This is a genomic window from Parasutterella secunda (genome assembly GCF_016901835.1).
Taxonomy (GTDB): domain Bacteria; phylum Pseudomonadota; class Gammaproteobacteria; order Burkholderiales; family Burkholderiaceae_F; genus Aphodousia; species Aphodousia faecavium.
This window is the reverse complement of sequence record NZ_JACJKX010000009.1, coordinates 27,161-41,251: the sequence shown is the minus strand read 5'-3', so window position 1 is coordinate 41,251 and position 14,091 is coordinate 27,161. Positions and strand designations below refer to the sequence as shown.

Annotated in this window: 17 protein-coding genes; 8 read left to right on the top strand and 9 right to left on the bottom strand. The window is 46.5% G+C overall.

What is annotated here, in order from left to right; translation table 11 throughout:
- Window positions 1-7 precede the first annotated feature (7 nt).
- Together H5985_RS05865 and H5985_RS05860 are read right to left on the bottom strand one after the other, a co-directional pair.
- Window positions 8-985: a DUF362 domain-containing protein gene (locus H5985_RS05865; protein ID WP_205050381.1), complete on the bottom strand. Its 978-nt coding sequence runs from the start codon at window positions 983-985 to the stop codon at window positions 8-10.
- Between the two features lie 26 nt (window positions 986-1,011).
- The gene (locus H5985_RS05860; RefSeq protein WP_205050380.1) at window positions 1,012-1,428 is read right to left on the bottom strand and encodes a cyclophilin-like fold protein; all 417 of its coding nucleotides are present in this window, start codon (window positions 1,426-1,428) and stop codon (window positions 1,012-1,014) included.
- A 247-nt stretch (window positions 1,429-1,675) separates the two neighbouring features.
- Between H5985_RS05860 and H5985_RS05855 the strand changes: the two genes are divergently transcribed.
- Genes H5985_RS05855 through H5985_RS05845 form a run of 3 tightly spaced genes read left to right on the top strand, consistent with a single transcriptional unit; the run spans window position 1,676 to window position 3,873 of the window.
- Window positions 1,676-2,845 (top strand): iron-containing alcohol dehydrogenase, encoded by a 1,170-nt coding sequence (locus tag H5985_RS05855; protein ID WP_205050379.1) that lies wholly within the window; start codon window positions 1,676-1,678, stop codon window positions 2,843-2,845.
- Window positions 2,845-3,315, top strand: coding sequence for a flavodoxin (locus H5985_RS05850; RefSeq protein WP_205050378.1), 471 nt, complete (start codon window positions 2,845-2,847; stop codon window positions 3,313-3,315). The genes H5985_RS05855 and H5985_RS05850 overlap by 1 nt, the downstream gene beginning before the upstream one ends.
- Window positions 3,316-3,333: 18 nt before the next feature.
- Window positions 3,334-3,873, top strand: coding sequence for a flavodoxin family protein (locus H5985_RS05845; RefSeq protein WP_205050377.1), 540 nt, complete (start codon window positions 3,334-3,336; stop codon window positions 3,871-3,873).
- A gap of 325 nt (window positions 3,874-4,198) precedes the next feature.
- Here the strand turns inward: H5985_RS05845 and H5985_RS05840 are convergent, their stop codons facing one another.
- The gene (locus H5985_RS05840) at window positions 4,199-5,482 is read right to left on the bottom strand and encodes an MFS transporter (RefSeq protein WP_205050376.1); all 1,284 of its coding nucleotides are present in this window, start codon (window positions 5,480-5,482) and stop codon (window positions 4,199-4,201) included.
- A gap of 102 nt (window positions 5,483-5,584) precedes the next feature.
- On the opposite strand from H5985_RS05840, the gene H5985_RS05835 reads away from it, so the two are divergent.
- Window positions 5,585-6,472 carry a LysR family transcriptional regulator gene (locus H5985_RS05835; protein ID WP_205050375.1) on the top strand — a complete coding sequence of 296 codons (888 nt, stop codon included), beginning with the start codon at window positions 5,585-5,587 and terminating at the stop codon, window positions 6,470-6,472.
- Window positions 6,473-6,530: 58 nt separating this feature from the next.
- On the opposite strand, the gene H5985_RS05830 is transcribed toward H5985_RS05835, so the two are convergent.
- Complete coding sequence (locus tag H5985_RS05830; RefSeq protein WP_205050374.1) at window positions 6,531-7,961, bottom strand: aspartate ammonia-lyase; 1,431 nt, start codon at window positions 7,959-7,961, stop codon at window positions 6,531-6,533.
- Window positions 7,962-8,008: 47 nt separating this feature from the next.
- On the opposite strand from H5985_RS05830, the gene H5985_RS05825 reads away from it, so the two are divergent.
- Entirely contained in the window at window positions 8,009-9,034 is a 1,026-nt protein-coding gene (locus H5985_RS05825) for a LysR family transcriptional regulator (protein WP_338124959.1), read from the top strand.
- 439 nt (window positions 9,035-9,473) lie between these two features.
- Here H5985_RS05825 and H5985_RS05820 read toward each other — a convergent pair whose 3' ends face one another.
- From H5985_RS05820 to dmpI, 4 genes are all read right to left on the bottom strand, one after another.
- Complete coding sequence (locus tag H5985_RS05820; RefSeq protein ID WP_205050372.1) at window positions 9,474-9,758, bottom strand: type II toxin-antitoxin system RelE family toxin; 285 nt, start codon at window positions 9,756-9,758, stop codon at window positions 9,474-9,476.
- Complete coding sequence (locus tag H5985_RS05815) at window positions 9,758-10,003, bottom strand: type II toxin-antitoxin system RelB/DinJ family antitoxin (RefSeq protein WP_205050371.1); 246 nt, start codon at window positions 10,001-10,003, stop codon at window positions 9,758-9,760. The genes H5985_RS05820 and H5985_RS05815 overlap by 1 nt, the downstream gene beginning before the upstream one ends.
- A gap of 180 nt (window positions 10,004-10,183) precedes the next feature.
- Window positions 10,184-11,137 carry a DUF362 domain-containing protein gene (locus H5985_RS05810; RefSeq protein WP_205050370.1) on the bottom strand — a complete coding sequence of 318 codons (954 nt, stop codon included), beginning with the start codon at window positions 11,135-11,137 and terminating at the stop codon, window positions 10,184-10,186.
- 9 nt (window positions 11,138-11,146) lie between these two features.
- Window positions 11,147-11,353, bottom strand: a complete 207-nt coding sequence (dmpI, locus tag H5985_RS05805) for a 4-oxalocrotonate tautomerase DmpI (protein ID WP_205050369.1) — start codon at window positions 11,351-11,353, stop codon at window positions 11,147-11,149.
- Window positions 11,354-11,524: 171 nt separating this feature from the next.
- On the opposite strand from dmpI, the gene H5985_RS05800 reads away from it, so the two are divergent.
- Window positions 11,525-12,073: a flavodoxin family protein gene (locus H5985_RS05800; protein WP_205050368.1), complete on the top strand. Its 549-nt coding sequence runs from the start codon at window positions 11,525-11,527 to the stop codon at window positions 12,071-12,073.
- Between the two features lie 12 nt (window positions 12,074-12,085).
- Window positions 12,086-12,523: a GNAT family N-acetyltransferase gene (locus H5985_RS05795; protein ID WP_205050367.1), complete on the top strand. Its 438-nt coding sequence runs from the start codon at window positions 12,086-12,088 to the stop codon at window positions 12,521-12,523.
- A gap of 194 nt (window positions 12,524-12,717) precedes the next feature.
- Here H5985_RS05795 and H5985_RS05790 read toward each other — a convergent pair whose 3' ends face one another.
- Window positions 12,718-12,984, bottom strand: a complete 267-nt coding sequence (locus H5985_RS05790) for a putative quinol monooxygenase (RefSeq protein WP_205050366.1) — start codon at window positions 12,982-12,984, stop codon at window positions 12,718-12,720.
- A 192-nt stretch (window positions 12,985-13,176) separates the two neighbouring features.
- On the opposite strand from H5985_RS05790, the gene H5985_RS05785 reads away from it, so the two are divergent.
- The gene (locus H5985_RS05785) at window positions 13,177-14,088 is read left to right on the top strand and encodes a LysR family transcriptional regulator (RefSeq protein ID WP_205050365.1); all 912 of its coding nucleotides are present in this window, start codon (window positions 13,177-13,179) and stop codon (window positions 14,086-14,088) included.
- The last annotated feature ends 3 nt before the right edge of the window (window positions 14,089-14,091 follow it).

The following is a 14,091-nucleotide window of genomic DNA, read 5'->3' as shown; positions in this document are numbered from 1 at the left end:
CTATCTCCTATTGAATAACACTCAGTCGATAATGAGTTTTTCCTATACCGTTACGCTCAGCAATCGCTGTGAGCATCGTTGAATGATGTTCTTCCCACTGAGCTCTGACTTCCGCATTGGGTGCAGCGCCGAACGTAATGTCAATGGCGGCCTGATCGACAGCTACGGGATCATAGCTTCCGAGAATACCCACATTGCCTAAATTTTGTGCACTTTGGCAACCGTCCTGCGGTTCAAAGGCATCAATGACATTAATGAAGACCCAGCGACCGGGCTTAGCTTCCATCGAGGCTTTCACCGCATCAGACATGGATTCACAGGCTGTTTGATCGTCACGGGAAGAAAAATGATCCATCACTTCGCCGGCACTATGTATGTGACACTTTCCTTCAACCCCGGTTCCCATACAAATCGAGAGATTTTTGAGTGTGCCGCCGTAGAAATCGAGGAAATGAGCCTTGAAACGAACCACTGAAATTAATGTGTCGTAATTGGCAAAGTGGCTGCCTGTACGCAAAAACTTCAGGTGGTAGCCCTTGGAGACCGGTAGATCCATATGGCCGTCAGCGTCCAAAATGTCAATCGGAGCGATGGATGCGTCAAAGCCGTTTTCTTTAGCAACCGCCAGGTGTTTTTCCGTTGTGTCTCTGGGCGAGAAGCAATTGTTGTCAATAAGTGTTGCCTGGGTATGTTGAGCTAAAGCTTTGACAAGCTGAGGATCCAAATGCGGTCCACCCGGTGTTTCAAAGGTCATTTTCAGACCAACTTTACCCTTTAGGGATTGTTTGAGTGCATCGTAGACCTTAACGATGGCTGACTGAGAAACTTCCGGAATAAAAAATACGACAGGCGCTTTGGCGTCCGTTACCCTATGGGTAAGACCGATAGGATCAACAGTGAATTTCGTCTGGGCTAACGACAGTCCCGGCAGTCCTGCTGCCGCAACCAATCCGGCCGTTTGTTTAATGAAAGTTCTTCTTTTCATAGCTCTTGACCTCTATATTTATAGAGTTACTTTTGGATCGCTCTGAAAGTCACCGGCCGATCCTCGCTTTTACGAACGGCTTCGGTGGCCTCTTCGGACATCTTCCCCATCGGCACTAAATCAGAAGAATGACGGAAGTCTTTAATGAATACGCAAACGTTGCCCCAGGGAATGTAGTAGGCAAAATCACCGACGACGGGTGTCGTTGAAGTCGGCGCATTGCCGAGCTTGAGTGCATTTTCTAAATAAGCAATACGTTCGGTTTGTCCGAAGTTTTCAAAGGTGAGCGTCATCGGCAGCCGGCTCATTAAATCTTGAGCCGCAGCGTGATCGGCTAATTCAACGTTATAGACTTTATCGTCTACAACCATTTCAATTGTTGCAGCCATGGTTTCTCCTGCTAAAGACATTGCTAAAGCGATAGGGAGAATGTGTTTGAACATCAGAATTCTCCTATTGAGATCGTTTTCAAGTTTATTTTCTCCTAAGAGCTGAAATCATTCTTCCATAAGTGCACCGAATTATTGATGAATTCTCTCTTTGAGCATCTATAACTTAAAAATTATTCCCGGAAAAATGCCTTTTTTGTGCAAACAATTTAGAGAAACAGTCACAGTTGATTTGGCAGTTTGCACTATAGTAATCAGCGTCTCTTAGTGTCATTGAGTTTGTTTTTTTAGGAGAGAATCAATGTTAGGAAACTTTTCTTACTGCAATCCCACCAAGCTTTATTTCGGTGATCAATCTCTTCAATATCTGAATACTGAATTGCCAAAGTATGGTCAGAATGTGGTTTTGGTTTACGGCGGCGGCTCGATTAAGAAAAACGGCATTTACGATGAAGTGATCGAAATCCTGAAGGCTAAGGGTAAAAATGTTGCAGAAATTGCAGGCGTAATGCCCAATCCGACGTTGGCTAAACTTTATGAAGGCATTGAAATTGCCCGTGCTCATAAGGCTGATTTACTGCTCGCCGTGGGCGGAGGTTCTGTTTGCGACTACGCGAAGGCCGTCTCGGTTTCTGTCAATTGCTCTGACGATCCTTGGGAAAAATATTTCGTTCGTTTTGAAGAGCCTGATTGTGAAACGATTCCAGTGGGTTGCGTATTGACGATGGTAGGCACGGGCTCAGAAATGAATGCGGGCTCGGTGATTACCAATACCGAAAAGAAGATGAAAGTCGGTCATGTTTTTTCTGATGAAAAAATCATGCCTCGCTTCTCTATCCTCAATCCCCGCTACACGCTCACCCTGCCCCACTACCAGATGGTGGCCGGTATCTACGATATTTTCAACCACATCTGTGAGCAATATTTTTCGGGCACCGATGACAATACAAGCGACTACATTGCCGAAGCTTTAATGAAGTCTGTTGTGCATTCAAGCCGTATTGCCAATAAGGATTCCCAAAACTATGAAGCCCGCAGCAACATTATGTGGACGGCCACGTGGGCATTGAATACTTTGATTGCCAAGGGTAAGAGCACGGACTGGATGGTTCACATGTTGGGTCAGGCCGTTGGTGCCCATACTAATGCTACGCACGGCATGACGCTTGCTGCCGTGTCACTGCCTTACTATCGTCACATCCTGCCTTACGGTTTGGCTAAATTCAAGCGCTTTGCCATCAACGTCTGGGGTGTCAGCGCTGACGGTAAGACCGATGAGGCAGTGGCCGAAGAAGGTTTGAAAGCTATGGAAAGCTGGATGCGTGAATTGGGTCTGGCGATGAGCATCTCGGAATTGGGTGCAACTGAAGACATGATTGAAGGCATTGCGGGCGCTACATTGATTCTCAAAGGCGGCTACAAGGTGCTCGATCATGGCGAAATCGTTAAGGTTTTAAAGGAAAGCCTCTGATGAGCAAGATTTTGGTTGCTTATTTTTCCGCGACCGGCACGACGGCTAAAGCCGCTCGTGCGGTGGCGGACGCTTGTCGGGCGGATCTGTTTGAAATCAAACCTGCTCAAGCTTATAGCTCGGCTGATTTAAATTGGACCAATCCTCAAAGCAGAAGCTCTTTAGAGATGAAGGATCCTGACTGTCGCCCGGCTCTGGCCTTTAAGACGGCTGACCTGACCGACTATGACGTGTTGATCGTCGGTTTTCCGATTTGGTGGGGCGTGGCGCCCCGTCCGGTGGATACATTCCTTGACAGTATTCAAACGGACGGAAAACGTGTCATAGCTTTCTGTACTTCCGGTGGCAGCGATTCTTCGGAGGCATTTAAAGACCTTAAGTCCCGCTACCCCCAACTCCATGTTGAAAGCGTCAAGCTTTTAACTTCAAGTCGTGCGGCGGCGCAGTGGGTCCGGTCGCTCGATATTTAATTCGCTTGAGGTGCGACGATGAGAATCTTGATGTTAAAAGGCAGTCCGAATATCCACGGCTCGTCTGCGATACTCGCCGAATCTTTTGCGGACGGAGCGAGCGAAGCCGGACACGACGTGCGTCTTGTTGACGTGACCCATGCCAATATTCATCCGTGTCTCGGTTGCATTCGTTGCGGATACAAAGGACCTTGTGCACAAAAAGACGGCATGAAAAAACTCAAAGCAGACATTTTGAAGTCGGATATGCTGGTTTTTGTCACTCCACTTTATTACTACGGCTTCTCTTCACAACTCAAAATCGTAATTGACCGCTTTTGTGCGTTTAATTCCTCGTTGCACGCCAAGCATATGCGCTCGGCACTGATTGCAGCAGAATGGAATAGCGCTGATTGGACCTTTGATGCGCTTAAAGCGCACTATCTAACGTTGGTGCGCTATCTGAACTTCAGGGACGAAGGCATGATCCTGGGCGCCGGCTGCGGAACGCCCTCCATGACTAAAGCTTCCGGCTATCCTGAGGCTGCTCGACGCTTCGGTCTGTCAGTACGGGATTGAATTTGTCTGTTTTTTCTTAATGGGACCGCGTTTCCGGCAGGAGGCGGTCGTTTAATTTTTGGGGAAAATTTTGAAAATTCAGCTCCAACAGAAGACTATGAAGGCTCAAAAAAAATGCCCCGACAAAGCTTCGCTTGACTTTGGGGGCATATGAGGGGGAATTGGATCATTCCATTGCCTTTAGTATAAAAAATATTAGGGTTAGTACCAAGTTAAAAAGCTGACCAAAAGGCTATTTTTTGTTGAAGTTGTTTAGAAATGTTAACTGAATCAGAGAGGTATCGAAAAATGGCTCCCGATCATCAGAAAGAGAGCCATGTGTTCGTTAATTAAAAACCGTTCGATGGCGCGAAATCAGTACCAATCCCGTTACTAACAGGGCACAAATAAAGAGAAACGCACCTTGCAAAGAAATGGCCGATGAGATGGCACCGATCAAAGCAGGACCGGCAAGGAGCCCACCGTAGCCGACCGTGGTGACAGTCGTAATGGCTTTCACACTATCCATAGTCGTGCTTCTTGAGGCTGCAGAAATCAAAATCGGAGCCAGATTGGCAATGCCCAGTCCCATGACAAAAAGCGCGGCAAAAGCTGTCACGGCATGGGGAATGAAAACTAAGGTCAAGAGCGTTGCCAACATGATCGTCGTACCGATCAAAAGCATATTAAGAGCACCGAGTCGGGTCGTGAGACGATCGCCGATCAGTCGCGAAATCGCCATGGCGATGACAAACAATGTATAGCCGAAAGCGCTCGCTTCTTGGGGAACACCTGCGTTATCCCGAAGGTAAATGGCGCTCCAGTCAAGCATGGCGCCTTCGGTCAGGAAAATGACTGCGCAGATAATGGCCAAAATGCCGACCGGACCTTTTAAAGATAAGGCGCTCTTTTGTTTCTTTTCCTTTTTAGGGGTGTCAATTTTGTGATTTTTAATCCGGCGAAGGATCGTAATGAGTGCAATACCCAGGATCAGCATTAACGTGGTGACGGCACCCAAGGGCGTGGCACCGCTCACAAAAAGTGCCGTTAACGCAGCGGCCGAGGCCACTTCCCCTATTGAGTAAGCCGCATGTAAGCCGCTCATTAATCGGGCCTTGTTGCGATTTTCCAGATAGGTGCCGTAAATGTTGACGCTCACTTCCAGGCAGCCCAGGCTTACACCGTAAAGTAAAAGCGCTGCACATTCAAAGTAAAACCCCGGCATGAGGGCCAATAGGACCAGAAGTAGGCAGGAAAGGAGTCCTGAGGCTGCGATGGCATTTCGAGCGCCGATTTTTTGTGTCAGGGTTCCGGCTAACGGCATGCCGACAAAAGAGCCCACTCCCAAGCCTAAGAGCAGAATCCCCAATACAAAAGGTTCGAGTGCCAGGTGGGATTGAACAAACGGAATTAAAGGAGCCCAGGACGCAACGGTAAAGCCTCCTGTGAAAAAACCGATACGGGCAGCCCAAAGTTCGCGCTTTGAGACTGCTTGAGAAGCGGAGCGGTTAGCCGCATGGGTTTTGTCACTGAAGGGAATGTCATCTTGATGAGTGTGAAGAGCGGATAAGTCGTGCTCAACGGCACTGGAGACACCGGCCGGTTTGCGTTTTAAAGAGTCGAGAGCCATATACACTTGAAACGGAGTTTATCTTGAGAGGTATTATTTCATCAAAAATCTGAATATTCGAGTTAGAATCTATCAATATATTGATAGATTGGAAAAGTGGTCATGAGTATGAAAATTGATGAGATTCGCTCGTTTGTGGCCGTGGCTGATACGGGCTCATTTTCGGCTGGCGCCCGATTGTTGCACCGGGCTCAATCGGTAGTGTCCATGCATATATCGGGTTTTGAAGCCGAGCTCGGTTATAAGCTTTTTGAAAGAACACCCAAGCCTGTGCTGACCGCAAAAGGTGCGGAACTTTTAATCAGTGCCAGACGTGTTCTGGTTGAAGCCGATCGTCTGCAAAATCGTGCCCTGGCTTTGTCCGATGCCCGAACTCCCTCTCTATATATGGGGATTGACTTGGCGCTTGAAGCCCCTGTCATGATCGATTGGCTGAGACTCTTTGCGAAGAGTTTCCCATCAGTACGATTGCAGGTGGAAAACATTTCAGCATCGGAGGCACGTTGGTTTTTTACGAAAACCGGCATGAATCTGGCTTTGGTTTTCTCCTCAGAACCGGCACTTGAAAGTGATGAACGGGTGCTCGGTCACTCCCCGTTATCGATTGTGGTGGCTAAAAATCATCCGCTCGCAGCTCTGGAAAATCCCACTGTCGATGATTTAAGGCGGTACCGTCAGATTGTGGTCTATGCGCGTGACCCCGACTCTGTGGCGCCCCGCATTGTGAACACCGATCACTGGGAAGTCGATAGCGGTCTATGGGCGTTGGGACTGGCCGCTCGAGGGGTCGGTTGGGCCATATTGCCGAAATTTCTTTTGGTCGGACAGTCTGCTTTCCGGGCAGCGGTCAAGACTATCGTTTCCCCATTCTCGCTTGAAGCCGAACGTTTGGTATTGCGCAGTAAAAGAGGCGAAGTCAGTCCGGAAATTTTGGATTGGTGGAGTCAAACCATTACAAAAAATAAGAACAAATTAGGTCTGGCAGACTGAGAGCGGCCATGTGCCGCTCTCAGATATGGGATGATTTAAAGTCGTATCTCCGACACAATCAATGTTTTCCGGCTCTCCATTCGGCAATGGCTTGTGCCATCTTTTCCGGATCAACCAGTAGCATCGGATCAAGTAAATGATCGGCCTCGGCTTTGGTCATGAGTCCCATCTCCAGCACGGCCTTTTTGACAGTCAAACCTTTTTCTTTAGCATAGTGGGCCACCTTAACACCCAACGGATAACCTTGGGTCGCCGCGACAACCGTGGATATGGCCAAACTCGATTGGGCTTCATCCCGGCAGCGATCGCGGTTGGCTGTGATGCCGTCAATACAGTCGCGCTTGAGAATCAAAATTTCTTCGCCGACCAACTGAAGGTTTTCAAAAAGGCACTTGTAGAAGGTCGCATCCCAAACATTTAAGTCGAGCTCCCCTTCATCGTAGGCCATGGCAATCGCCACATCGTTTCCGACTACCTGGTGGGCAATCTGAATGACCATTTCCGGAACGGTGGGGTTAATTTTGCCCGGCATAATGGAGCTTCCGGGACTCAATGCGGGAAGCGTGATTTCCATAAAACCTGAGCGAGGGCCCGAGCTCATCAGTCGAAGATCTTTGCTGATTTTAGATAGCGATGTCGCCACTTCTTTAATCAATCCCGAGACTGTGACAAAAAAGTCAGGGTTTTGAAAACCGTCAAAAATATTGGCCTGCGGGCTGACTTTTTCACCTAAATCTGAGCTGATATGTTTATAGAACGCCTGCATGTAACCGCTCGAAGCCCCTAAACCGGTGCCGACCGCGCTGCCGCCCATCACGAGTTCAAAGCAACCGGGTCTGACTGCCTGAAGTTTTTTAATAAGTCTTGCAATTAAGGAGGCGTATCCGCCGAATTCCTGACCGAGCGTCAAAGGCAGAGCATCCTGCCAGCAGGTGCGGCCCACTTTAACCACGTCCTTAAATTCATCGGCTTTCTTTTCAAAACTTGAATGCAGAGCCTGAAGTCTTTCAATGATTACATCAAGCCTCGGAGCAATAGCCAAATGAGTGGCCGAAGGGATGGTGTCATTGGTCGACTGCGCCATATTGACGTGAGTATTCGGATGCACTTGGTCGCTGCCTTTGTGGCCGGTGAGAATTTCGTTTGCGAGGTTTCCGATCACTTCATTGACGTTCATATTAACGCACGTGTATCCGCCGCCTTGCAACATATCAAGCGGAAATTCCTTTTCGTAGCCGCCTTCAAGTAGCTTATCGCAGGCGCTGACAATGGCTTGAGCTACCTGTGCATCAAGCGCTCCTACCTCAGCATTAGCCTTAGCACAGGCTTTTTTGATTTGAAAGAGTGCCCGATGCAGGTCGGGATAAGCGATAACAGGATAGCCTGCGGCGCCGGAGACCTTCATCATGCGGTGTGTTTGAATACCGAAATAGGAGGCGTCATCAATCTCCATTTCGCCTAAACAATCTCGTTCAATTCGGGTTTTCATGGTTGAGTTCCTTTTTAAACAGGTATGTCTATTGTGTTGAACGGATAATGATCTGTATACTGACTTTAATAATTCTTAAATTAGACTTTAAAATTTTTAATATGAGTATTAGTTCTCACTTGATTGATCTGGACGGCTTAAAAGTTTTTCTGGTCTTCAGTTCTCGAAAAAGCATGAAAAAGACCGCCGAGCACTTTGGTTTGACTGTCTCGGCGGTTTCGCAAATTATCACGAACCTCGAAAAACAGCTGGGCGTACAACTCTTTAATCGAAAGGTTCGCCCCTTGGAACTGACCCTAGCCGGACGAATGCTTCTCAATGATGGCGAAATACTCTTGAGAAATGCCTATCGCCTCACCGATACTCTTCGCACAAGTAATCTTGAAAATATTCATTTGAAAATCGGTTTTTCTGAATCAATCAGTCACAGTCTCTCTCCCCTACTTTGCGGCTCTCTTTTCAATACAGTCAAAAACTTTTCCGTACAAACCGCCATGACTCAGACATTGAAAGAGAAGCTGGAAAGTCGGCAACTCGATATCCTCATTTCTCCCGAGTCATTCGATAATGAGCAAAGTTTTTTCAGGCGAGCCTTATGGTCTGAGCGCTATCTTTTGGTTTTGCCGAAAAATGAAAAACCGGTGACTCAACTCAAAGAGTTAAGAAACTTAGCGCAACGTTTAGCCTATATCCGATATAACGTTGACAGCACCGACCGGGTACAAAGCGAGAGAATTTTCAGAAAACTCAATATTGAACAGACGGAATCTATCGGGGTCGAATCGAGTTTTACGATGGTCGGGCTCGTTGCTCAAGGGTTGGGTTGGGCATTGATGCCGGCTTTAGGGATTTGGCAAGGAAGACATTGGACGCGAGAGATACAGGTTTTGCCTATTCCCACTGTTAATATTGAGCGAACTCAGTGGATTGTGACGCCTTCAAAAGGCTTTGAAATGATAGTTAATCAAATGCATCAGTTGTCACTGAAGTTTTTGGACTCCCACATCAAACCTTGGTTGGATCTGACTTACTCGGGCCTATCTGAACATATTCGTTCGATTTCGGACAGTTAAGAGTTTTTTTTGAAAACTGTCTCTATTTAATATCTGTGCTGACCAAATTAAAAATATGCGTAGGGTAGTTTGGGGAGCCTCTTCTCGATAAACATATGGTTTCCCTAAGATCCCTTTAAAAGTAGGTCCTCCCGATCATCTCAATCAAAATTTAGCATCATTTGTCGCTGCATTTTAGGTAGAGATTGCTTCTGAACTCGAAAATCCGGGCGATTAATCCACACATCTAATTTTTCATACCTCAAAAGATTTAACCTCACAAACTTCAAAAATCTCGACAGAGAAAACCGCCATTTTTCTGTCCGTAATTTCCTTACCGGAGACGAACAGAATTTAGCTGCATTTTTAAAGTTCGGTTTGGATACGAGTGATGTAATATACTGATTCCAAAGGAAAAAGCTATCTGATTTAATGTTTATCAGATGTTTTTCTGTCTATATTACAAGCGTTGCATTGCTTTTTCATAAGCTTCCGAACGCTCTCTTTTTCCTATTGCTAATATCAAAACTACGATCCGATCATCATTGACCTGATAGACTAACCGATAACCAGCAGAACGCAATTTAATTTTGTAACAGTTCGGTAAACCAGACAATCGATTCGACTCAATTTTGGGATTCTCCAAAATCTCTTTCAATTTTTTCTTGAAAGCTGATTTAACAGAATTGTCCAACTTGCTCCATTCCTTAAGTGCAGTTGGTTTAAATTCAAGCAAATAAGTCATCAGAGATCCTCAAGTTTGACAGGAATCGAGCCAATCTCTGACAGACGCTCTCGAGCAAGCTTGACCAATTCTCTGTCCTCTTCACTCAGTAACTCTTTTTTAACAGGAATATTTCCCGTTTCAGCGACATATTCCAAAACACTCTGACAGAGTTCAGAAACGCTCATTCCATTAGCCTCAAGAATCGGCTTCACAGAATTTTTAATTTCGGTGGGAATTCGAAAAGATATTATTGCAGTAGCCATATCGATCTCTGTAATACAAATGTAATACGAATCTAAATTCAATTTTAGCAACATTGACGCAAATAGCAATCAAAATTGTTAACCATGAGGACAAGGGACACCACTGATTTAATATTTGAGGACAACTCAGGCGGCAAAGTCTCAAAGCGCTTTGCCGCTAGTGAAAATCACGAAAACTATTTAGAGCTTAACGAGTCTGTAGGCTCTCTTGCCCATCCCCAGCTCTTCCATGTAGCTTAACTGACGCAAGCCTTCGCGGGACTCAATTCGTTCGACAAGATCGTGCTTTTGTTTTTCAGGGAGCGCCCAGACCATGTCGATGCTGGCTTGATCAATGGCGAGAATATCGGTTGAAGCAAGAATGCCCAGGTCAGGCGCAGTAGGTTCAGCTGCAGAGGTACCGGCGCAGTCGCAATCAACCGACATGCGGCGAAGCACATTAATGTACACAATCTTGTTCTTGAAATGATCGGTGACGGCTTTCCCGCCTTCAACCATGCGCTCAAGGAACTGACTGCCCGTATCCCAATTGCGATGAATCTGACGCTTACCGTTGCGGCCGGAGGCGCAGCCGATCGCGATATTTTTAAGCGAACCGCCGAAACCTGCCATGGCGTGTCCCTTAAAATGGGTGAGCACGAGCATGGAGTCATAGTTAGCCAAGTGCGCACCCACAGCGACTTCTTTTAAGTGTTTGCCGCCGTCAATCGGCCAATTGACGTCTCCGTCTTCATCGAGAATATCTACTGAAGCAAAGGTCCAGCCGCTGGTTTTAAGTGTCTGCCTATGCCCTTCGGTCGTTTGTCTGGGACTGCCGTACAAAACATTGGTCTCTACAATAGTTGAATTGGGGACATGGGGCAGAAGCTTTTGAATCCAAGCTCTCGGCAGAATGTTGGGACCGTTGGGTTCTCCGGTGTGGAGTTTGACGGCAATTTTGCCGTTCAGAGGCGCTTTAACGGCATTAAAAGCTTTGATGAGGCTTTCTACACTCAAGTCTTTAATGTAGTAGACCGTAGCCGGTTCTTGGGCTAAGGCTTTTTGAGCGCCCGCGGCAAAAGCGGAATTTAAGCACCCCACGCCTCCAACAGCGGCGGCCGCTTTCAAAAAGTTTCTTTTAGAAATACCACTCATGGTTTTCTCCTATTTTTTTGAAGCGTTCTCTTTTTTAATGTCGCTTAAAAGTTTTCCTGCTACACCGATGTCGTCAAAAGGATTTTCTCGAATAAAGACATAGATTGAGGTTTCAGGAACCTGCATGATGCGGGAAGCGTCGTGCGTTAAAGTTGCGACGAGTTCTCGTTTGGCATCGGTTGTCATGGGCATGGCTTCAACAGTAATCACGGGCATGGTACCTTCTCCTTCTCATATTGATATTTATTGAAAAATTATTACGCAGCCTGCTCTTAAAAAATGTTTGAATTCAATCCAATTTCTGCCTATTTGTCTTTGAAAGGCAATACGAGAAGAATTTAGTATTCAACAGAGTCATAATAGAGCTGTTCAATTCAGGAGGTCATCATGAAAATAACCGTGTTAATGGGTAGCCCCTTTGTTGACGGCAACAATGACAAAATGGTTCGTGCCTTTACAAAAGGTGCCTTGGAGGCCGGTCACGAAGTCGTGCGTTTTAACGTTGCCGAAATGGATATCGAACCGTGTACCAAGGCTTATTTTGATAAGATCGAGGCAGGCGTTGAGGCCGATACCGGGGATATGCAAAAGATTTTGGCAAGCATCCTTGAGTCTCAAGTTGTCGTTTTCTCCACTCCCCTTTATTACTACGGGATGACCGCACAACTTAAAGCCGTGCTCGATCACTTCAATTCAAAACGAGAAGAGTTGATGAAGCAATCGAAGGCTGCGATTTTGCTCGCTAACTGCGGGGGCCCGGCTCCCTGGAGCATGAACGGCATCGTGATTCAGTTTGACTGCTTCCTTCGCTTTTTGCATTGGCGCGATGGCGGTCATGCCTTGGCGACCGGCTTGGCGGTTAGAAGTATTGAAGAAACAGGTGCCCTGGAGCAAGCGTATCATTTGGGACTTCATGCTGCTGATCAGGTTCGTTAACGGTATTTTCAAATGCAATTTTTTGCCAAGCATTTTTCTGAACTGACCACCCGTGAGCTCTTTGAGATCTACAAATTACGGGTGGCCGTTTTTGTGGTTGAACAGAAATGCGCCTATCAGGAAGTCGATGATATCGATTCTCAGGCTTATCATCTGTGGTTCGAGGACGATGAGGGTATCCAGGCCTACTTGAGGCTGATTCCTGCAGGAGTCGCTCGTCAGGAAGTCTCTCTGGGACGCGTGATTGCCGTTAAGCGCCGCTGTGGTCTTGGCACCAAGATCGTGGCGCAAGGGATCCGCATAGCTCAGGAAAAACTTCAGGCTAAAGAAATCGTAATTGAAGCGCAGACTTATGTCAGAAAGATGTATGAGTCTTTGGGATTTGTCGCTGAATCCGAAGAATTTCTCGAAGACGGGATTCCGCATATTCGCATGCGTTTAAAACTTTGAGAAAAAAAACTTCGTTCGCATGCACAAAAATGGTTTGTAACCTGATAAAATTCTCGCCCTAACGTTCGTTAGATCTCCGGTAGGGGCATAGCACAATGGTTAGTGTACTCGGCTCTGAACCGAGGTATCTTGGTTCGATTCCAAGTGCCCCCGCCAATCTCTACCAAACTCCTGATTATCCATTTGACTGCAGGTTATTCTGATTGGTACGCCTTTTGATCCTTGTAAACTTCTACCACGACAAATCGCGCGGGATTTTCCTTGCTGCTTGCGCCAAAGAGCAACAAAACGCCCGGTTCGGTTTGTGTGCTGATTTCGCCGACTGTCCAGACAAGGTTTCGGAATTCTTCAATACGACTCGGATCCACATCGATTTCGGCAATCTGTACTTTGCTCTCACCGGCCACAATCTGTGATTCAATCAAATGCTTGATGTTGATTGCACCTTGAGATGTTTCCAAGTTGTTTGCGGCGGAGACGTCGGACAAAGGTGATAAAAATACCAAGGCTAAAAGGTTGTAAAAATCATACGATTCAATAACATAGTCTCTCCTAAGAAGTCTTTCCTTTGTACCCATTTTAGAAGTGGATTAGAATAAATACCAATGATTTATTAATCACAGATTTGATAATGATTTTCTATAAATAAAGCTATGGAAATTCGCACACTGCGCTACTTTGTTGAAATTGCACATCAAAAAAGTTTCACTTTGGCGGCTGAACGTCTTTTTGTTACGCAACCGACTCTATCGCGCCAAATTGCTGAACTTGAAGAAGAGCTTGGGCAGGTTTTGTTTGACCGCAGCACTCGCCGAGTGACTTTAACGGAAAAAGGCCTATACCTTTTGCGTCAAGCTGAGTCGATCCTGGCGCTGCTCGATCGGACAAAAAAAGAAGCGATGAGTAAAAGTGAACTCATGGGTGAACTTGTAATCTGCGCAGCCGAGACCCCGTCTTTTGATATCGTGGCTGAAGTGATTCATGAGTTTTTAACGATTCATCCATCCGTGCAGTATCGCTTTATCAGTGCCAACTCTCAAGATACGGCCGATCGTCTTCGCACGGGCCTGGCTGACTTCGGATTAATGATGTTGCCTTCGGATTTGGATGGTTTTGAGTATTTGGAAATTCCTCGATTGAATCAATGGGGAGTGCTAACCCGACGAGACGGTTGCTTTAAAGGGAGAACAAGAATCCACGCAGAGGATCTCAAGGATATTCCCCTATTCTTTTCACGTCAACCGTTTGAGAACCGTTTTGCCGGATGGTTGGGTCATCCCTTTGCTGAACTCAATATCATCGGTCGGTACAACCTGCTCTATAACGTATCGCGCATTGTGAGGATGGGCGGACAGCACGCTTTATGTTTGGACGGAATTATCGGTGAAGATGATGAGCTGATGTTTTTGCCGTTGGAGCCGGCTTTCCAGGTCGGTTGTGTGATTGCCTGGCCTCGGGTACGTGCAAAAAGATTGGTGACTGAAGTGTTTCTCGAATCGCTGAGAAAGAAAATCATTGAGGAAAACCGTCGGTTGGTTTTAAGCTCCGAAGAAAAACAGGATTAATGA

What these genes read in the sequence shown, in the direction of transcription:
- H5985_RS05865 (WP_205050381.1), bottom strand. Translation starts at nt 985, where the DNA reads ATGAAAAGAAGAACTTTCATTAAACAAACGGCCGGATTGGTTGCGGCA.
- H5985_RS05860 (WP_205050380.1), bottom strand. Translation starts at nt 1,428, where the DNA reads ATGTTCAAACACATTCTCCCTATCGCTTTAGCAATGTCTTTAGCAGGA.
- H5985_RS05855 (WP_205050379.1), top strand. Translation starts at nt 1,676, where the DNA reads ATGTTAGGAAACTTTTCTTACTGCAATCCCACCAAGCTTTATTTCGGT.
- H5985_RS05850 (WP_205050378.1), top strand. Translation starts at nt 2,845, where the DNA reads ATGAGCAAGATTTTGGTTGCTTATTTTTCCGCGACCGGCACGACGGCT.
- H5985_RS05845 (WP_205050377.1), top strand. Translation starts at nt 3,334, where the DNA reads ATGAGAATCTTGATGTTAAAAGGCAGTCCGAATATCCACGGCTCGTCT.
- H5985_RS05840 (WP_205050376.1), bottom strand. Translation starts at nt 5,482, where the DNA reads ATGGCTCTCGACTCTTTAAAACGCAAACCGGCCGGTGTCTCCAGTGCC.
- H5985_RS05835 (WP_205050375.1), top strand. Translation starts at nt 5,585, where the DNA reads ATGAGTATGAAAATTGATGAGATTCGCTCGTTTGTGGCCGTGGCTGAT.
- H5985_RS05830 (WP_205050374.1), bottom strand. Translation starts at nt 7,961, where the DNA reads ATGAAAACCCGAATTGAACGAGATTGTTTAGGCGAAATGGAGATTGAT.
- H5985_RS05825 (WP_338124959.1), top strand. Translation starts at nt 8,009, where the DNA reads ATGATCTGTATACTGACTTTAATAATTCTTAAATTAGACTTTAAAATT.
- H5985_RS05820 (WP_205050372.1), bottom strand. Translation starts at nt 9,758, where the DNA reads ATGACTTATTTGCTTGAATTTAAACCAACTGCACTTAAGGAATGGAGC.
- H5985_RS05815 (WP_205050371.1), bottom strand. Translation starts at nt 10,003, where the DNA reads ATGGCTACTGCAATAATATCTTTTCGAATTCCCACCGAAATTAAAAAT.
- H5985_RS05810 (WP_205050370.1), bottom strand. Translation starts at nt 11,137, where the DNA reads ATGAGTGGTATTTCTAAAAGAAACTTTTTGAAAGCGGCCGCCGCTGTT.
- dmpI (WP_205050369.1), bottom strand. Translation starts at nt 11,353, where the DNA reads ATGCCCGTGATTACTGTTGAAGCCATGCCCATGACAACCGATGCCAAA.
- H5985_RS05800 (WP_205050368.1), top strand. Translation starts at nt 11,525, where the DNA reads ATGAAAATAACCGTGTTAATGGGTAGCCCCTTTGTTGACGGCAACAAT.
- H5985_RS05795 (WP_205050367.1), top strand. Translation starts at nt 12,086, where the DNA reads ATGCAATTTTTTGCCAAGCATTTTTCTGAACTGACCACCCGTGAGCTC.
- H5985_RS05785 (WP_205050365.1), top strand. Translation starts at nt 13,177, where the DNA reads ATGGAAATTCGCACACTGCGCTACTTTGTTGAAATTGCACATCAAAAA.